The organism is Tellurirhabdus rosea, from assembly GCF_026278345.1.
GTDB lineage: Bacteria > Bacteroidota > Bacteroidia > Cytophagales > Spirosomataceae > Tellurirhabdus > Tellurirhabdus rosea.
In genome coordinates, this window is record NZ_CP111085.1 from 382,417 (window position 1) to 401,716 (window position 19,300).

Annotated in this window: 13 protein-coding genes; 10 read left to right on the plus strand and 3 right to left on the minus strand. The window is 58.0% G+C overall.

The window, feature by feature from the left end:
- Window positions 1-17: 17 nt before the first annotated feature.
- From ORG26_RS01575 to ORG26_RS01585, 3 genes are all read left to right on the plus strand, one after another.
- Window positions 18-1,451, plus strand: coding sequence for a S41 family peptidase (locus ORG26_RS01575; protein ID WP_266366738.1), 1,434 nt, complete (start codon window positions 18-20; stop codon window positions 1,449-1,451).
- A 131-nt stretch (window positions 1,452-1,582) separates the two neighbouring features.
- On the plus strand, window positions 1,583-1,990 hold the full coding sequence (locus tag ORG26_RS01580) for a DUF2267 domain-containing protein (RefSeq protein WP_266366740.1): 408 nt from the start codon (window positions 1,583-1,585) through the stop codon (window positions 1,988-1,990).
- A gap of 283 nt (window positions 1,991-2,273) precedes the next feature.
- Window positions 2,274-4,967 (plus strand): MGH1-like glycoside hydrolase domain-containing protein, encoded by a 2,694-nt coding sequence (locus ORG26_RS01585; RefSeq protein WP_323134334.1) that lies wholly within the window; start codon window positions 2,274-2,276, stop codon window positions 4,965-4,967.
- A gap of 180 nt (window positions 4,968-5,147) precedes the next feature.
- On the opposite strand, the gene ORG26_RS01590 is transcribed toward ORG26_RS01585, so the two are convergent.
- On the minus strand, window positions 5,148-6,560 hold the full coding sequence (locus ORG26_RS01590) for an alpha/beta hydrolase family protein (protein WP_266366742.1): 1,413 nt from the start codon (window positions 6,558-6,560) through the stop codon (window positions 5,148-5,150).
- 134 nt (window positions 6,561-6,694) lie between these two features.
- Here ORG26_RS01590 and ORG26_RS01595 point away from each other — a divergent pair, with 134 nt between their 5' ends.
- The 7 genes from ORG26_RS01595 (at window position 6,695) to ORG26_RS01625 (ending at window position 16,499) form a co-directional block, all read left to right on the plus strand.
- Window positions 6,695-7,981: an acetyl-CoA hydrolase/transferase family protein gene (locus tag ORG26_RS01595; RefSeq protein ID WP_266366744.1), complete on the plus strand. Its 1,287-nt coding sequence runs from the start codon at window positions 6,695-6,697 to the stop codon at window positions 7,979-7,981.
- A gap of 127 nt (window positions 7,982-8,108) precedes the next feature.
- Entirely contained in the window at window positions 8,109-8,495 is a 387-nt protein-coding gene (locus tag ORG26_RS01600) for a nuclear transport factor 2 family protein (RefSeq protein WP_266366746.1), read from the plus strand.
- On the plus strand, window positions 8,496-9,995 hold the full coding sequence (locus ORG26_RS01605) for an ATP-binding cassette domain-containing protein (RefSeq protein WP_266366748.1): 1,500 nt from the start codon (window positions 8,496-8,498) through the stop codon (window positions 9,993-9,995). It abuts the gene before it with no gap.
- A gap of 122 nt (window positions 9,996-10,117) precedes the next feature.
- Window positions 10,118-13,099: an outer membrane beta-barrel protein gene (locus tag ORG26_RS01610; protein WP_266366750.1), complete on the plus strand. Its 2,982-nt coding sequence runs from the start codon at window positions 10,118-10,120 to the stop codon at window positions 13,097-13,099.
- 157 nt (window positions 13,100-13,256) lie between these two features.
- The gene (locus ORG26_RS01615) at window positions 13,257-13,661 is read left to right on the plus strand and encodes a group III truncated hemoglobin (protein WP_266366752.1); all 405 of its coding nucleotides are present in this window, start codon (window positions 13,257-13,259) and stop codon (window positions 13,659-13,661) included.
- 127 nt (window positions 13,662-13,788) lie between these two features.
- Window positions 13,789-15,489 (plus strand): M14 family metallopeptidase, encoded by a 1,701-nt coding sequence (locus ORG26_RS01620; protein WP_266366754.1) that lies wholly within the window; start codon window positions 13,789-13,791, stop codon window positions 15,487-15,489.
- 149 nt (window positions 15,490-15,638) lie between these two features.
- The gene (locus ORG26_RS01625; protein WP_266366756.1) at window positions 15,639-16,499 is read left to right on the plus strand and encodes an endonuclease/exonuclease/phosphatase family protein; all 861 of its coding nucleotides are present in this window, start codon (window positions 15,639-15,641) and stop codon (window positions 16,497-16,499) included.
- An 83-nt stretch (window positions 16,500-16,582) separates the two neighbouring features.
- On the opposite strand, the gene corA is transcribed toward ORG26_RS01625, so the two are convergent.
- Both corA and ORG26_RS01635 read right to left on the minus strand, forming a co-directional pair.
- A complete protein-coding gene (corA, locus tag ORG26_RS01630; RefSeq protein WP_266366758.1) occupies window positions 16,583-17,533 on the minus strand; it encodes a magnesium/cobalt transporter CorA in 951 nt (316 codons plus the stop codon).
- A gap of 197 nt (window positions 17,534-17,730) precedes the next feature.
- A complete protein-coding gene (locus ORG26_RS01635) occupies window positions 17,731-19,047 on the minus strand; it encodes an amidohydrolase family protein (protein ID WP_266366760.1) in 1,317 nt (438 codons plus the stop codon).
- Window positions 19,048-19,300: the final 253 nt, after the last annotated feature.

Sequence of the window (19,300 nt, forward strand, 5' to 3'; positions counted from 1 at the left end):
CATCAACGCGGTCCTGCATGACTATTCTTCTTCTGTTCAGCTTTTTACTTTCTGGCCTGTCCGCCCCAGCGTCCACCTGCGATTGCCCCGAAAACCTCACCCGCCTGAGCCTCCTGCTACGCGAAAATTACGCAGGGTACACCGATAAGGTAAATCCGAAAACGGAAGCGGCCTATAATCGACATCTCGCGCAGTTCCAGACGCTGGCCACCCGTCAGAAAACACCCGCCGCCTGTGAGCAGGTTTTGAAAAACTACCTCGCTTTTTTTGGCGACCAGCACCTTAAACTTTACGCCGCAGCGCCCGACACGGCCGCAACGGTAGAGCCGGAAGTGTTTCCTCTGACGCCGGAGGCCATCAGGGCCCAGCTTGCCCAGCCTTCCCGACGTCGGCACCCTCTGGAAGGAATCTGGGAACGCGAAGGCTATACGGTAGCGGTCATTCGGGACCCACGCAGCCCTGACTTGACGTTTGCGGGCGTCGTGCTGGCTTCCACCAATCCGGCCTGGAAACCCGGTCTGGTGAAGATGAAACTCCAGCCGGCAAGTACCGGCGGCTTTTCGGTGGATTACCGGATGGGAGATTTCAGCCGGGAAAATACCGAAGCCCTATTCCACCGCAATGTGCTGGATATCCGTTGGATAGGTCAATTCTGGAAGCGTGAGCCACAAGCAGACCAGCCGTTGCAACCCGCAATCTATTTTTCTCAATACCCGTACGAGCCAATCGAGATTCGGTGGTTCGACGAGCAGACGGTCGTCCTCAAATTTCAAAGTTTCAACCCCAGTTACAAACCGCTTATCGACAGCACCCTGGCGGCCCACGAAAACCGGCTGAAGCAGACACCAAACTGGGTTCTGGACGTGCGCTACAACGGCGGGGGCGGCACCGGCACGTACCAATCGCTGCTGCCTTACCTGTACACCAGCCCCATCGTTCGAACCGGAAGCCGGTATTGGACTTCCCCAACCAACATCGCCAAATACCGGGAACTGGGAATCTCCTTCTTTGACGAGGTTGTTGCGTTTGGAGAGAAGAATCCGAATGCGTGGTTCGAAAGTCCGGGAGATACGGTGCGCCTGGCCGAAGTCCTCCCGAATCCTCGCCGCGTGGCCATTCTGGCCAGTCGCCGCACCGGGAGCGCCGCCGAGATTCTGCTGCTGCACGCCCGGCAGAGCCGGAAAGTGACCCTTTTCGGAGAAAACACGGGCGGCGTGCTCGACTACGGCGACGGCGTCGAACACACGCTGCCTTATGCCCCTTTTACGGTAGTGATTCCGGTGCGGCGCAGCAATTACCTGGATTACACACACTACGACGGCATCGGCATTACGCCCGACGTCCGTATTCCGTCGGGGGCCTGGGACTGGTACGGGTTTGTCCAAGACTACTGGAAACAACAGGACCGGAAGTCAGTGACGGAACAGAAACCAGCGGCAAAAACGCGCTAACCGTGCTGAAAAACGGCTGCCCCGTCGATACGGAGCAACCTCCGGGCGTTGAACCGGTCGGATGGATTTCTAAACTACCGCGCTCATTTTCGGTTGTCCACATACGTAAAACACCTAACCGGCAAAGACTTATGCAGTACAACGAATTTATCCACACGGCGAAGGAACGGCTGGGCGTCGGCTCGGCCGAAGAAGTGATGAACATCGCCCGGGCGTTTTTTCACACCCTGACCGACCACATGGCCGGGAACGCCGCCGATAACCTGGCCGCCCAGTTGCCCGCCGAACTGGCCCACCTCATCCGGGAAATCAACCCCGAGGACCGCGACCAGGGTGAGCGTTTCAAACTCCCCGAATTTTACGAACGGGTAAGCAACCGGGCCGGCGTCGGCGCTGACAAAGGGCAGGAATACACCCAGACCCTGATGACTTTACTGAGCCAGATGGTCACGGAAGGCGAAATAATAAAAATCCGGAAAATTCTGTCGGCCGATTATGCCGAACTGTTTTCGGGTACGCACAGCCAGGATGCTGCCTGATAATTCGTTTAATTTTTTACCCAAAAGAGCTGAATCGGTAGGTTCGGCTCTTTTTTTGCAACGCAGAGAATAGCAAGATTTCTGGTAACTCTTTGCTTTTTCGTGTATCTACTGCAAAGAACCAGAGATTTACCGTATTTTGCTTAGACAGGAAAATAGAATCTTTCCTGCGGTTTATCTCGTTTCAATTAACTTCGTCGGTTGAATGTCTTCGTGACACTTCTTTGTCCGGCGGTTTAAACGCAGGTTTGAAACATACTTGTAAGAACTTGTACCTGAGCGTATGGAGTACTCTTTGTCAATGGCCCGAAACGCCGAGCGCGAGCGGCTTTTTGAACGAAAAGATAATAAAGGCTGGAAAAAGTGGGGACCCTACCTCTCGGAACGTTCCTGGGGAACGGTGCGGGAAGACTATAGCGTCCACGGAAACGCCTGGAGCTTTATCACGCACGATATGGCCCGCTCCCGGGCGTACCGCTGGGGCGAAGACGGCATCGGGGGCATCTCCGACAACAAAGGCCATATCTGCTTCGCCCTTGCTTTCTGGAACCATCGCGACGGCATCATCAAGGAACGCCTTTTCGGCCTGACCGGTCCGGAAGGCAACCACGGGGAAGACGTGAAAGAGGCGTATTACTACCTCGACAGTACGCCCACGCACTCGTACATGAAAATGCTGTACAAGTACCCGCAGCAACCCTTCCCGTACGCCCAGCTGGTGGAAGAAACCCGCAGCCGAAACCGGCAGGAACCGGAATTTGAACTGGCCGACACCGGCATCTTCGACAATGACGAGTATTTCGACATTTTCATCGAATATGCCAAAGCCGAGCAGAACGATATTCTGGTCAAAATAACGGCCTTCAACCGCAGTGACGAGGCCGCCCCGCTGACGCTGCTTCCCACGCTCTGGTTCCGGAACACCTGGTCATGGGGCTACGAGCAGTACACGTACAAACCCATGCTGACGGGCATCGCCAACACCCAGGTCTCCGTCGATCATAAACTGCTGGGCAAGTACAAGCTTTACTGCGACGGGGCCGACGAACTGCTTTTCTGCGAAAACGAAACGAATACCGAACGGCTTTACAACCTGCCCAACGCGACGCTGTACGTCAAGGACGGCATCAACAACTACATCACGAGCGGCGACCGGAAGTTTGTCAACCATAACCAGATCGGCACGAAGGCGGCGGCGCGGTACACCCGGACGGTCGCTCCCGGCGAATCGGTGAGCATCCGCCTCCGGTTCAGCGACCAGACGCACATGACGCAGCCGTTCGCCGATTTTGACCCGCTTTTTGCCAAAAGCAAACAGGAAGCGGACGAGTTTTTTGACGACCTCCAGCGCAACGTGCCCGATCCCGAACTGCGCAACATCCAGCGACAGGCCTATGCGGGCATGATGTGGAACAAGCAGTTCTATTATTACAACGTCAACGAGTGGCTCAAGGGTGATCCGAAGATGCCGATTCCGTTCCACGGACGGGCTTTTCAGCGCAACGGCACCTGGCGGCACATGTACACGGCCAACATTCTGTCGATGCCCGACAAATGGGAATACCCCTGGTTTGCCGCCTGGGACCTGGCCTTCCACACGCTCACGCTGGCCCGGATGGACCCTAATTTTGCCAAACGCCAGCTGGCGGTCGTGCTGCGGGAATATTACATGCATCCGAACGGGCAGATTCCGGCCTACGAGTGGAATTTCTCGGACGTCAACCCGCCCGTACACGCCTGGGCAACCTGGAAAGTGTACGAGATCGACCGGGAGATGAACGGCAAACCGGATGTCGAGTTTCTGGAGCGCGTCTTTCATAAACTGCTGCTGAACTTCACGTGGTGGGTCAACCAGAAAGACGTCAACGGCAACAGCGTCTTCGGCGGCGGCTTCCTCGGCCTCGACAACATCGGGGTCTTCGACCGGAGCGCCCCGTTGCCGATGGGCGGTCATATCGAACAGTCCGACGCCACGGGCTGGATGGCCATGTACACGCTGAACATGCTGCGCATCGCCTGCGAAATCGCCCTCGAGCGGCCGTCGTATCAGGACATGGCATCGAAATTCTTCGAACACTTCCTGCACATCGCGGCGGCGATGAAAAACCTCGGCGGTCAGAACATCAGCCTCTGGGACGAAGAGGACCAGTTTTATTACGACGCACTGCACACGCCGGACGGCAAGAGCATGCTGCTCAAAATCCGCTCGATGGTCGGGCTCATTCCGCTGTTTGCCGTCGAGATTCTGGACGACAAGCTGCTGTCGCGCCTGCCGGACTTCAAACGCCGGGTGGAATGGGTGCTGATGAACCGGCCGGATTTGGCCTCGCTCATTTCGCGCTGGCACGAACCGGGCAAAGGTTCAACGCACCTGCTGTCGCTGCTGCGCGGCCACCGGATGAAGATGCTGCTGAAACGGATGTTCGACGAGACGGAATTCCTGTCGGACTACGGCATCCGGGCTTTGTCGAAATACCACGAGAAAAATCCGTACCAGTTCGGCGTTAACGGCGAGGTTTTCAGCGTGAAATACGTACCGGCGGAATCCGAAACGAGCCTCTTCGGCGGCAACTCCAACTGGCGCGGGCCGGTCTGGTTCCCGCTGAACTACATGATTGTGGATGCCCTACTGAAGTTTTACAATTACTACGGCGACGATTTTGAGATCGAGTATCCGACGCATTCGGGCCAGATCATGAGCATCAAGGAAGCGACGGTCCGGCTGGCGGAACGGCTCATCAACATTTTCCGCCGCAACGCGCTGGGGAATGTTCCGGCCTACGGCGATGTCCGCAAGTTTCAGGACGACCCGCATTTCAAGGACCTGTACCTTTTCTACGAATACTTCCACGGCGACAACGGCACGGGCCTCGGCGCCAACCACCAGACTGGCTGGACGGGCCTCGTGGCGGACCTCATCGAGTTCCTCTACCAGCACAAATTGCAGACCGAGCCGGAAGAAGCGAAGGTGTTATAATCCCAGCCCACGGATTAATCCGTGGGCTGGAGATTTGACTTTATTTTTGTGGATATTCAGGCCATTGTTCCCCGAAGCGCAATTCCTGTTTTCTGTGCGGCTCGAACACATCCTACAGGCTATCAGCGAAATTGAAATTTACACCGCAGGAGTCACCCAGACGGAATCTCTAACCCCACCTCACTGCGCCGCTGCCTTCAGCCAGTCCGTCATCACTGCCAGCACCTGCGGGGAGAACGTTTCTTCAAGCTGCCCGTATTCCTGAATCGTTCCTTTTTTTGCCGTCTGGAAAAGATGGTTCAGGTTCGGAAACGACTGGGTTTTGAACCGCTTGTTTCCCGCCTGTTTGAGGTACTTTTCAAATCCGGCCAGGTTTTCGGCCGATGATACCTGCAAGTCCTTCTCGCCGTTGAGGGCCAACACCGGAATCGTCAGTTTGGAAAGCACCGGCGCCGGGTCGTACTGCAAAAACGAACGGTACCAGCGCTGGCTGGCGGTCGGAGCAAACTGTTCGACCACCTTCTCCCCGGCCTCTCCCGCTACGCCCATCTGCCGCAGACGGCTTTCAGGCTGCCGGGCCTGCCAGTCCTTCATCGCCCGCTTCAGGTCAGCGGTCAGGTCGGGCTTGTCGAGCGGCTGGCGGGCCGTTTCGATGTACAGAGCCGCGTACATGTCGTTGAAGTAGCCCAAAAACTCTTCGCTCATAGGGGCGCTCGCTTTCAGAATATCGTAATTCTGCCGCTTGATCAGGTCCAGCCCTTTGACCCCGATGCCCGCCAGCGAAACCAGAAACGCGACATCCTTCGACTGCACGGCCGCCAGCGGACCGATGATGCCGCCTTCGCTGTGGCCGACCAAACCCAGTTTTTTCGGATTAATTTCCGAGCGGGTTTTCAGAAACGCCAGCCCCGCCAGCACATCCCGGGCCTGTTCGGCCGAGGTACCGGCAATCCCCGTCGTCTGGCCGACGCCCCGGTCGTCCACCCGCAGCACGGCGAATCCGTTCCGCGTCAGGTGGTCGGCAATGACCAGAAACGGTTTATGGCCGAACAGCGTCTCGTCGCGGTCCTGCTGTCCGGAGCCCGAAATGAGGATCACCGCCGGAAAAGGGCCTTTGCCCGACGGCAGGGTCAGGGTTCCGCCAAAACGGATGCTTTTGTCGGCGCTGGCATAGGTAACGTCTTCGCTCCGGTACGGAAACGGCGGTTTGGGCGTCTGCGGCCGCGCCGCGCTTTCGACTTTCGCCACTTTTTTCAGCGTCATGGGCGTAGCCCGGCCATGCTGGGACCAGGTGCCGCTGAGCGTTTGCCGGTCGGCCGAAAAACGGGCTTTCAGGTTGCCGTTGATGAGCGCGGACTCGGCCACCAGACTGTCCCCGCTCAGGTGCAGCCTGCTGACCGGAATCTTCTGCGTCGTCTGGTCCGGACTTTCGAAGTGAGCGGCCGGTTTGCCCGTCAGCGAATCGGGATACAACCGAAGCACCAGCCGAAGTCCCGATAGCTGGCCCTGGTAAATTGATTTTTCAGTAACTGTCTGCGCTTTTAGATTTACGGTGAGTAAAATCAGCGCCAGGAGTGATAGAACCCGCATCATGGAAAGGATTAAGGCCGGAAATTTACGGGCTGGTAGCGAATTTTCAACGGAGTTTCCTTTATTCCTCCTTCGAAAGAAATCAAAACCTTGTCCGGCAATCGGCGGTTACTACCAACAACCTGAATTCCAACAGCATGAGTCATTTAGTTCCGATGGTCAGCGCCGAGCAGGCCGTACAAGTCATTCAGTCCGGCAACCGCGTTTTTGTGCACAGCGTCGCCCAGACTCCCCACCGCCTCATCGCCGCCATGGTTGCCCGGGCCGGCGAGCTGACCGACGTCGAAATCTGTCATATTCATACCGAAGGCCCGCTGCCGTATCTGGACGAGAAGTACGAAGGCATTTTCAACGCCAACGCTTTTTTTATCGGGGCCAACATGCGGAAAGAACTGAACGCCGGTCTGGCCGACTATGTGCCGGTGTTTCTGAGCGAAATTCCGCTTCTGTTCCGCCGCAATATCCTGCCGATTGATGTCGCCCTGATTCAGGTGTCGCCGCCCGACCCGCACGGCTTCTGCTCGCTCGGCCCCTCGGTCGATGTGTCGCTGGCGGCGGTCAAAACGGCCAAATACGTCATTGCGCAGATCAACCCGAACGTGCCCCGGACGCACGGCGACGGCATGATTCACGTCAAGGCGCTGCATGCCGCCATCGACTGCGACGATCCGATTTACATCGTCAACCCCAAACCGACGAGCGAAATCGAACAGCGCATCGGCAAACACGTCGCCAACTTGGTAGACAACGGGGCGACGCTGCAAATGGGCATTGGCGGGATTCCAAACGCCGTTCTGGCCGAACTGATCTACCACCAGAAGCTCGGCATCCATACGGAAATGTTCTCCGACGGCATCATCGACCTCGTGGAGCGCGGCGTTGTGACGGGCGAAATGAAGAAGGTGCTTCCGTACAAACTGGTTTCGTGCTTTGCCATGGGAAGCCAGCGGCTGTACGATTTTCTGGACGACAACCCCGGCGTGGTCATGAAGGAGGTTTCGTACACCAACGACACGGCCATCATCCGCCGCAACCCGAAAGTAACGGCTATCAACAGCGCCATTGAGGTGGACCTGACCGGCCAGGTCTGCGCCGACACCATCGGCACGTACCAGTATTCCGGGGTCGGCGGGCAGATGGACTTTGTGCGGGGCGCGTCCCTCTCCGAAGGCGGCAAGCCTATCATCGCCCTGCCGTCGGTGACGAAGTACGGCGAAAGCAAGATCGTCCCGTTCCTCAAGCAGGGAGCCGGCGTGACCACCACCCGCGCCCACGTCCACTACATCGTAACCGAACACGGCGTAGCGAACCTGTACGGCAAAAACCTCCGCCAGCGCGCCCGGGCACTCATCAACATCGCCCATCCCGACCATCGCGAAACGCTGGAACGGCAGGCGTACGAGCGGTTCAAAGTGTTTGCGTAGAGGAGTTAAGAGTTATGAATTATGAGTTATGAGTTGGCTACGCTAATTTAGGTTCCTGAACAGGCGGAGTTAACTACTGCGGCGGACTCCGCTTAACTCTTAATTCATAACTCATAATTCATAACTATTGAAAACGCTTACCCTTTTCCTCTCCGTACTCTTCCTGAGCTTTGCGGCTGCCGCCCAGGATGCACCCGAAAAAGTTGTTCAGAAACAGCTCGACGCCTACAACGCCCAGAACGTAGACGCTTTTGTGGCGACCTATGCCGACAGCGTGGTTCTGTACCAATGGCCCAACAAAGTGATGCTGTCCGGCAAACAGGCCCTGCGTCAGCAGTATGCCGGGTATTTCAAAAACAACCCCGAAAACTACGCCGCCCTGGTCGGGCGGATCGTGCAGGGAAATTTTGTGATCGACCGCGAAAAAGTTACCGGCAAGGGCTACGAAGTGTACGCCACGGCCGTCTACGAAGTCCGGAACGGGCTGATCACCAAAGTCTGGTTCATCCGATAAATGCTTCGTTTTCGAAACGCCTCCATCCGCCGCCCGACGGGGCCGGTTCTGTCTGATCTGGACTGGCAGATAAACCCCGGCCAGCACTGGGCCCTTTTTGGCCCGACGGGTTCCGGAAAAAGCTCCCTGCTGGAAGCCGTCGCCGGTCTGCTACCCGTTTTCAAGGGCCAGTACGAGCACCCCAGCCCGCTCCGCGAAGTGGTCGAACGGGTCGCCGTGGACTACCGCTTCGACCGGAACGTTGCGGCGGCGGCCCAGTTCTACCAGCAGCGGTACACGGCCGACACCGCCGCCGAGGCTCCCACCGTCCGGGAGGTGCTCCAAAATCAGGTCCGGCCACCGGGCACCGTCGATGAAAAGTCGATTGCCCCGCTGCCGCCCGCCTACGCCGACGACTGGCTGGCCGAAATTGCGGACCGGGTGCAGATTGTCCACCTGCTCGACCGGCGGCTGACGTCCCTTTCCAATGGAGAAACCCGCCGCACGCTGCTGGCCCGTTCGCTGCTGCGCCGCCCGAAAATCCTGCTCCTCGATAATCCCTTCGGCGGGCTCGACGCCGACAGCCGGGTCCGCCTGCACCGCATCCTGAACGCCATTGCCGCCGAAGGAACGGCGCTGCTGCTGGTGACGACACCCCGCGAAATTCCGGCCTGCATCACGCACGGCATGCTCCTCGAAAACGGGCGCATCCGGTGGTCCGGCCCCATCGCCGAACGACCCGAAGACAGCCACTCCCGGCCGGAAACCTTGACGGATGCCTCGCTCCTGCCCCGCTGGCTGAACGCGCCTCCGGCTTCGTTCGAAAAGGCAATCGACATGCGCGGCGTGACGGTCCGGTACAACGATAAACCCGTGCTGGACAACCTGCACTGGACCGTTTGCCGGGGCGAGAAATGGGCGGTCCTGGGTCCGAACGGTTCGGGCAAATCCACGCTGCTCAGCCTCATTACGGCCGACAACCCGCAGGGCTACCGCAACGATTACGACCTCTTCGACCGGCGGCGGGGTTCGGGCGAAAGCATCTGGGACATCAAACGCAACATCGGGTTCGTTTCGCCCGAACTGCATCTGTATTTTCCCCGGGAACAGCCCGTCTGGAAAGTGGTGGCCTCCGGGCTGTTCGACACGACCGGCCTTTTCCGGAAACTGACCCCGGAGCAGGCAGAACAGACCGATTTTATGCTCCGGCTTTTACGGATTGAGCCGCTGCGGGACAAACGCCTCGATGGCCTTTCGACCGGCGAACAGCGCTGGGTTCTGCTGGCCCGCGCGCTGGTGAAGAACCCGCCGCTGCTGGTCCTCGACGAACCCTGCCAGGGCCTTGATCCCGCGCATACGGCCCGCTTCCGCGACATGGTGGACGAACTCTGTTCGCACTCCGACCGGACGCTGCTGTACGTCTCGCATTATCCCGAAGAAATCCCGCGCTGCGCCACGCAGGTGCTGCAATTGCAGGCAGGCCAGGGAGCCGTTCGGGCGTGTGTAAATCTTCACCGATGAATTAGCACTATTTGCCGACGAACGCGGATTTTTCTGCAGGGAGGTATGCTTAACTTGTGACCGTCAAGAATGGGCCGAACAATCCCGTTTTAGTACGGTTTACGAGGCAAAACATAACTCACATGAAAGCATTCCTACCTTTTTGTAGAAAGAATTATTCGCTAAAGCCTGCTCCCCCCTTCTTTCGGTTTGGAGCAGGCTTTGTTGTCTTCTGGCTCCTCTCGGTGCCGCTCTTCGCCCAGACCAGTCAGTTGAACGGGCGGTTTGTGGATAAGAATAAAGCCGTTCTGGTCGGCGTCCCGGTCATACTGTCGCTGGAAGCCGACACTACCCAGCGCCAGTATGCCCTGACGGACACTTCCGGCCGATTCTCGTTTCCTTCCCTGGCACCCGGCGCGTACCGGCTTCGGGCTACGTACCTCGGTTTCAACGACTTTTCCCGTTCGGTCAATGTCCAGAATGCCGTCGAGGAACTCGGCGATCTCGTTCTGGAAGACAACGCCCGGAACCTGCGGGAAGTCACCATCGTCGGCCAGACGCCGGGGGCGCAGCAGAAAGGCGACACCATCCAGTTCAACGCCAACGCTTACAAAGTTACCCGCGACGCTTCCTCCGAAGACCTGATCCGCAAAATGCCGGGCATCACGATGGAGAACGGGCAGGTGAAATCGCAGGGGGAAAACGTGCAGCGGGTGCTGGTGGACGGCAAACCGTTTTTTGGGGACGACCCGAGTATTGCCCTCCGAAATCTGCCCGCCGAAGTGGTCGATAAGATCGAAGTCTTCGACCGACTGAGCGAGCAGTCGCAGTTTACGGGTTTCAATGACGGCAACACCACCAAAACCATCAACATCGTGACGCGGCGGGACCGGCAGCAGGGCGTTTTCGGACGCGTCTTTGCCGGTTACGGAACCAGCGATTCGTATTCGACGGGCGGCAACATCAACTACTTCAAAGGGCCGCGGCGGATTTCGCTCATCGGTCTGAGCAACAACATCAACCAGCAGAACTTCTCGGCCCAGGACCTTCAGGGCGTCGGCGGCGGTGGAGGGGGCGGCTTCCGGGGCGGCGGTGGCGGCCGCGGTGGTCAGGGCGGCGGCGGTGGGGGCGGCGGCGCTTTCCAGACAGGCCAGCAGCCCGGCATCAGCCGTACCAACTCGGTTGGCCTCAACTTTACCGACGACTGGGGCAAACTGACGGTGCGGGGCAGTTATTTTTTCAACAATAACCGAAACCGCAACTCGACCTTCGATTACCGCGAGTACTTCCTGCCGGGCAACAACAGCCAGTATTACCGGGAAAACACCCGCAGCGGCAGCGAAGGCTTCAACCACCGCCTGGATCTGCGCCTGGAGTACGCCATCAGCGACCGCACTTCCCTGCTGCTGATTCCGTCGCTCCGCCTGCAGCGCAACGATTCGGACAACGAAGTAGCTGGGCAGACAACCCGACCGGACAGTTCGCTGCTGAACCGCAGCCAGAGCCGCTACGACGGCCGCAGCATGGGCTATAATTTCAACAACGAACTGTTGCTGCGCCACCGCTTCACCAAGCCCGGCCGGACCATTTCGCTCAGTTTAAACACCTCGTTGTCGGACCGCGACGCGACCAATCTGCAGTTCTCGCTCAACGAGTTCTTTAACGACAGCCTCCGGACCCAGCGGATTCAGCAGCGCACCCGCAACCAGAACCCGACGTACCAGTTTTCCGGAAACATCGCCTATACCGAACCCCTGAGCAAGACAAGCCAGTTGCAGCTGACCTTCAACAGTTCGTACCGCTACAGCGATTCGGACCGCGACGTGCGCCAGTTTGACGCCGAAGTCGGCGATTACATCATCCCGAACCTGCTGCTTTCGAACCATTTCAAAAACGACTATTACACCAACCGCGCCGGGGTCGGCTATAATCTCCGCACCCAGAAAATGGGCCTCAACGCGAACGTGGAATACCAGCGGGCGGACTTGGCCAGCGAGCAGATTTACCCCCGCCGCAACAACGTCGACGCGACGTTCAGCAACGTCCTGCCCTCGGCCAACTTCGATTACCGCTTCACGAACGAGAGCCGCATCCGGCTTTTTTACCGGACCAATACCCAGGCGCCGTCCGTGACGCAGTTGCAGAACGTGATCGACAACAGCAATCCGCTGTTCCTGACGGCGGGTAATCCGGACCTGAAGCAGTCGTACAACCACAACCTGACGGCCCGCTACAGCCTGACCAAACCGCAGAAATCGCAGAGCCTGTTCCTGCTGCTGGGCGGCAGCGCCACGAGCAACTACATCGGTAACTCGACCCTCATCAGCGACGGGACGGCCCGGCTTCCGAACGATTCGCTCATCGGACGGGGCGTGCAGCTGTCGCGGCCGGTCAACCTCGACGGTTTCTACAACCTGCGTTCCTTTGCCACCTACAGCCTGCCGCTGAAGTTCATGAAGTCCAGCCTCAGCGTGAACGCCGGGTACAGCATCAGCCGCACGCCGAGCCAGATCAACAACCGGATCAACTACTCGCGGGGCGCTACCTTCACGCAGGGCGTGACGCTGAGCAGCAACATCAGCACCAAACTGGATTTCTCGGCCTCTTATTTCCGGAATTATAACCTAGTCAAAAACACGGTTCAGCCGCAGCTGAACAACCGCTACTTCTTCCAGACCCTGTCCGGGCGCATCAACTGGATCTTCGGACCGGGCTTTGTCTTCCAGTCCGACATTTCCGACCAGCAGTACAAATCGTTTGAAGGCAATTTCAACCAGCGGTACACGCTCTGGAATGCGGCCGTGGGTAAGAAGTTCCTGAAAGACCAGCGCGGCGACCTCCGGCTCTCGGTCTTCGACCTGCTGGGCCAGAACCGGGCCATCAGCCAGAACCTGACCGACACGTACTTTCAGACGACCCAGTCGCTGGTGCTGCAACGGTATTTCATGCTGACGTTTACGTACACCATCCGGCAGTTCAAAGGGGCCGCGGCCAGCAACCAGAACGGGGAGAACAACCAAAACGAAGAGAATCAGCGCGGCCGGTTCCGGGGCAATTTCCCGGGCGGCGGAGCCCCCGGCGGTGGCGGTGGTTTCCCGCGGGGCGAACGGCCGGGAGGCAACTAACGTTTTGCCGCAACGCTAAGCGGAGGGGAGTCGGGTCAGGCGGAGCGAAATTCCGCGGCTGAACCCGGCTCCCCTCCGCTTGTTTTTGGGGATATTTTTTTCCAGCCGACTGACTTTTGTCAATCCTTTTCTGTCCCTAAATGCCGAAATTTGCGGCATGGAAACGTCACCAACACGCACCGATATCGAAAGCCGCGCGGACATCGAGCGGCTCGTCAACCGGTTCTACGAATACATTCATCAGGACGAGGTCATGGCCCCGGTCTTCCGCCTGTCGCCCGAGCGCTGGGAGTTTCACCTCAAACGCACGTATGATTTCTGGGACAACTGGATTTTTCAGACGGCTTCCTACCCCGGCGGACTCATGTGGGCGCATTTCGAGAAAAACGCCACGCACCCTTTCCGCCGCGAGCACTTCGAACGCTGGCTGGGCATCTGGTTCGGCACAGTGGATGAGCTTTTTGCAGGGCCCCGGGCCGAATTTATCAAGTCCAAAGCCTACGAAATCGGCAACTGGATGTTCGGGCGCATCGAAGCGGTGAACAACCAGCCCCAGTCCTGAAACGGGAAGATTGCCTCGCAGGCGGGACCATCGGCTCGCCTGCGATTTATTTTTTCAGCAAAACAATCGCCTTCACCCGTTTCAGACTACGGCTAAAAAGCGGAACTTCACGGCTCAATTCATCCGTATGAAACCGTTTTTTCTTCTCGCCGTATTGCTGATGCCACTCCTCTCCCCCGCCCAGACCTCCCGCTACGAACGGAGCAAGGGCACCGAAACCGCCACCTACGACGAAATCATCGACTGGTACCGCCAGCTCGACAGGCAATACGAAGAGGCCAAACTGCTGGAAATTGGCCCCACCGATACCGACAAGCCGCTGCACCTGTTTCTGGTGTCTGCCGAAAAGACCTTTACGCCCAACCCGGCCCGCCTGACGGTCCTCATCAATAACGGCATCCACCCCGGCGAGCCGGAGGGCATCGACGCCACCATGCTCTGGATGCGGGATATGCTCAAAAGCGGCCAGCTTCCCAAAAATGTCCTGCTGGCCATCGTGCCCGTTTACAACATCGGCGGCATGCTGAACCGGGGCGTCTCGCGCCCAAACCAGAACGGCCCGGTGGCGTACGGCTTCCGCGGCAACGCCCGGAATTTCGACCTCAACCGCGATTTTATCAAGACCGACGCCCAGGAGTCACGGACGTGGCAGCGGATGTTCCGCACCTACCAGCCGCACGTGCTCATCGACAACCACACCAGCAATGGGGCCGATTACCAGCATATCATGACGTATTTCCCGACGCAGAAGGACAAGCTGCACCCGCAGGTTTCGCAGTACATGACCCGCACGCTGCAGCCCGAACTGGACCGGGCGCTCACCAAGCGCGGCTTCGAGCCGGTGCCGTACGTCAACAATTTCTCCGACACGCCGGAGAGCGGAATTGAAGGGTTCAACGACGCGCCCCGCTACAGTTCGGGCTACGCGGCGCTGTTCAACTGCATGGGGTTTGTGGTCGAACTGCACATGCTGAAGGATTACCCGTCGCGGGTGAAGGGCACGCTGGCGTTCATGGAAGAAGCCCTGCGGCTGGTGCAGCGCGACGCGGCGGCAATCGTCGCCAACAAACGGAAAGCCGACGAGGCCATTGCCGGGCAACGCACCTTCCCGCTGACGTGGAAGCTGGACAAAACAGGGGTCGATTCCATCAAATTCAACGGCTACGCGGCCGGGTACAAGCCCAGCGAGGTGTCCGGCAGCAAACGGCTCTGGTACGACCGGACCGCGCCCTTTACCAAAAACATTCCGTTCTGGAACAACTTTGTTCCGGCCATCGAGGTGGAAAAGCCGTCGGCCTACGTCATTCCGCAGGGCTGGAAAGAGGTCATCGAGCGACTGGAGCGCAACGGGGTCCGGGTGCAGCGGCTGGCCAAAGACACGGTCCTGACGGTGGAGGCGTATTTTATCGAGGATTACAAAACGGCGACGCGGCCTTACGAGGGGCATTACCCGCACACGGGCGTTCAGGTGCGGAAGGAACGGCGGGAAATTGCCTTTTACAAAAACGACGTGATGGTGCCCGTCGGCCAGCCGGCCAACCGGTACATTGTCGAGACGCTGGAGCCGCAGGGCGTGGATTCGTTCTTTGCCTGGAACTTCTTCGACAGTATATTGAGCCAGAAGGAACACTTTTCGGCTTATGTGTTCGAAGACGTAGCAGCGGAACTGCTCCGCAAAACTCCCACACTGCGGCAAAAGCTCGAAGACCGGAAAAAGGCCGACAAGGCCTTCGCGGCGGACGGCGCGGCCCAGTTGGAGTTTGTGTACCGCAACTCTCCGTACTACGAACCGACGCATAACCGGTATCCGGTGTTTCGGATGCCTTGACCTAATGGTTTCTCGCAGATTTTCGCAGATTTTCAGCGCAGATTTACGGTTCGCCGCTGCGACGCGGATTTTTCTGTGTTAATCTGCGCTTAAAATCTGCGAAAATCTGCGAGAAACCCAATTCCATAGTTTACCCAAAACTCATTTTCATGAAGTACTTCCCTTTCCTGCTTCTGCTCATCTCCACGGCTTTCGCCCAAACCCCGCCACGTCCAACCCTGACTTCCAACGTGTTGTCGTTCAACATCCGGTACAACAATCCCAAAGACGGCATCAACGCCTGGCCGAACCGGAAGGCGCTGGCGGCAAAGGTCTTTACCGATTATTCGGTGGATTTTGCCGGATTGCAGGAGGCGCTTTACGGCCAGATCACCGACTTGCAGGACCAGTTGCCAGCCTACGCCTGGATTGGGGTGGGCCGCGACGACGGCAAGGAGAAAGGCGAGTTTTCCCCGATTTTCTACCAGAAGTCCCGTTACGAAGCCGTCAAAAGCGGCACGTTCTGGCTGTCGGAAACGCCCGAGGTGGTGGGCAGTAAAAACTGGGACGCCGCCATCACCCGCGTAGCGACCTGGGGTATTTTCCGCCACAAACAAAGCGGAAAGCAGCTTTTTGTAATCAATACGCACTTCGACCACGTGGGTGAACAGGCCCGGCAGAACAGCGCCAAATTGCTGATCCGGCGCATCAAGGACCTCAGCGGCGGCCTGCCCGTCATCCTCACCGGCGATTTCAACACGCCGGAAAACTCACCGGGCATCAAAACGCTGACCAGCGACCCCGATTTCTGGCTCCGCAACACCGAACACCTGAGCAAGGAAGCCCACACGGGCGGTTACACGACCTTCAACGGCTTCAAATACAACGCAACCGGCCCCGCCATCGACTTCATCTTCGTCGGCGACAAAATCAACGTCCTTCGCCACGACTACCTGCCCATCGTCGAAAAAGACGTCTTCGTCTCGGACCACTGGCCGGTGCTGACGAGGGTGGAGATGTTGAATGATTGAATTTTGAATGACTGAATGACTGATTAGCTCCGCGAGTTTCAAATTGAGGCAGAGCCTCAGTCATTCAGTCATTCAAAATTCCCTTATAGCCAGTTCTTCCGCCGGAACACCACCAGCGTCACCACCGAGGAGAGCACCATGAGGCCGAGGGCGAAGGCGTAGCCGTAGCGCCAGTTCAGCTCGGGCAGGATCTGGAAGTTCATGCCGTAGATGCTGGCGATGAGCGTCGGGGGCAGGAAGACCAGCGAGAGGACGGTGAAAATCTTGATGATCTGGTTTTGTTCGAGATTGACCAGACCGAGGAAGGTGTCCTGAAGGAATTCGAGCCGCTCGAAGATGAAGTTCGTGTGTTCGATGAGCGAATTGATATCCTTGATGAGCGTCCGGAGGCGTTTCTGTTCTGCGTCGTTGAACCAGCCCTCCGACCGGATCATGGCCGAAACCACGCGCTGCTTGTCCACTACGTTTTCCCGGATCATCATCGTCAGTTCCTGAAAATCATTGATCCGCAGCAGCATCTCCTTGTCCAGTTTCGCGTCCAGATCGAGCTGCTTGTTGATGGCTTTCACCTCCTGCGATACTACTTCGATCAGGTCGGCGTCGTAATCGATGCGGGATTCGAAAATATTGATCAGAATCTGCGCCCCGTCGCGGAAAACGGCCCGGCGGGATTTGATCTTCTTGACCGTATCGGCAAAGGATTTGAGGTCGGCGTTCCGGTACGTAAATAGCACGTCGTCCTTGAGCATGAAGCTGACCGGCACGTTGATGTACACCTGCTCCTTATCCGGAATCAGGAAGTTGGAATTGGCAATCAGGTAGTCATCTTCCTCAATGTACCGCGACGAGCTTTCGATTTCCAACTGCTCCTGCTGCGACAGGAAATCGACGTCAAACTTCTCCTCAACACTTTTGATTTCGGCACCGGACGGGTTTTGCAAATCGACCCAGAGGGTGCGGTCGGTGGCCGAAAACGATTCTATATCCTTGACTTTTCGAACGGCGGTTTCGTCTTGCTGGAAGATGCGGATCATGGTTTGTAATCAATAGGCAGCGGACTGTTATTTCCGGCGAAAGTTCGGAAAAGTAAGCCGCATTTGTACACCGGACCGCCAATCCGGCGATTTTTTTAGGCAACAGCCCCGCAGAAACGGCCGGGTCGGTGTCTTTCAAAAAAATACCCCGAAGCGACGCTCCGGGGTACAGGCTGACGGGCGGAAGCCCATCGGCACTACTTTTTCTCGGCCAGCGGACGCTCGCCTTCGTATTTTCCTTTGTAAATCTTGTACAGCCGCTTGTGCTTATCGTCCAGATTCACGTTGCGGCCCTGAATGAAGGCCATCTCCACGACGTTGGTCCGCATGTCGAGCGCGTCGCCTCGGGAGACGAACAGCGTGGCGTGCTTGCCCCGTTCCAGCGTGCCGACCTGGCCGTCGATGCCCAGAATTTTCGCCGTGTTGGACGTAATCAGCTTCAGGGCTTCTTCGCGGTCCGTCAGGCCGAAACCAGCGGCCGTCCCCGCCAGGAACGGCAGGTTACGGGTCCGCCACCATTCTTCGGCGTAGCTGATGGCGACCGTCACGCCGCCTTTCGCCAGAATAGAAGGCAGGCGGTACGGCAGGTCCACGGCTTCGTCCTCGCGGTTGGGCAGCCGGTGCGGCGTGTTCAGAATTACCGGCACGTTGGCTTCTTTCAGGAACTCCACCACGCGGTCGGCCCCTTCGCCACCGACGATCACCGGTTTGCGGATGCCCATTTCCTTCGCGAACTGCACGGCTTCGATGATGTCCTTGCCGTAATCAGCGCGGATGTACAGGTTTTTGGACCCGTCGAACAGGCCGCGCATGGCTTCAAACTTCAGGTTTTTGGTCTCCGGACTAGGCAGAGCGGCGTACGCCTTCGCGTCGGCAAAGGTGGCCCGCAGCGGGTTCAGGGCTTCCTGCCGCTTTTCGTTGCGTTTGAGGGAGGCCGTGAAATCGTCCATGTTGAAGTCGCGCGTGAAGTAGCCCGGCCAGGTCAGCCAGATACCGTCGTCCTTTTTCAGAACGGCATCTTCCCAGTTCCAGCCGTCGGTCTGCATCACGGACGACGAGCCGGACACGACGCCGCCCATCGGCATGGCCTGCGTCAGCAATACGCCGTTGTTGCGGATGGTCGGAATCACTTCCGAATCCGTGTTGTAGGCAATCAGCGCCCGGATGTTGGGGTTGATGTAGCCCGTTTCGCTGTAATCGAGCGTAGACCGGACCGCCGCCACTTCCTGCAAACCGACCGTAGACGCCGGCGAAATCAGACCGGGGTAGACGTGTTTGCCGTTGAGGCTGATGACCTCCGCGCCGTTCGTTTCGGTGCCGGGTCCGCCCACGGCCGTGATGACGCCTTTATCGAAGACAAGAACGCCGTTCTGCACCACCTGGCCGTTCCCGACGTGGATGGTGGCTCCCGTCAGGGCGATGGGCCGCGTTTGCGGCCGCGCCGGGGCGGGGTTCTGGGCTTTCGCGGTGAACATGGCCGCAAACGCCCAAAGGGTTATGGTTAGTTTTTTCATGAAGTTCTTTTTTTGAATGCTCTGTATCCACCCGAATCATTCAGCCCACCGATTCACCAGCCCACCGAATCATCCAGCCCACCGATTTATCCAGCCCACCGATTTATCGGTGGGACAACCGGTCATTGATGAAAAACCCGAACCGCTTCAGCGGTTTCAGACCTGAGCTAAACCGTTAAAACGGTTCCTCAGCGCCGCCGGGATTTGTCCGGTTACCCACGGTTTCAACCGTGGGCAAAATTGAAACCGTGGG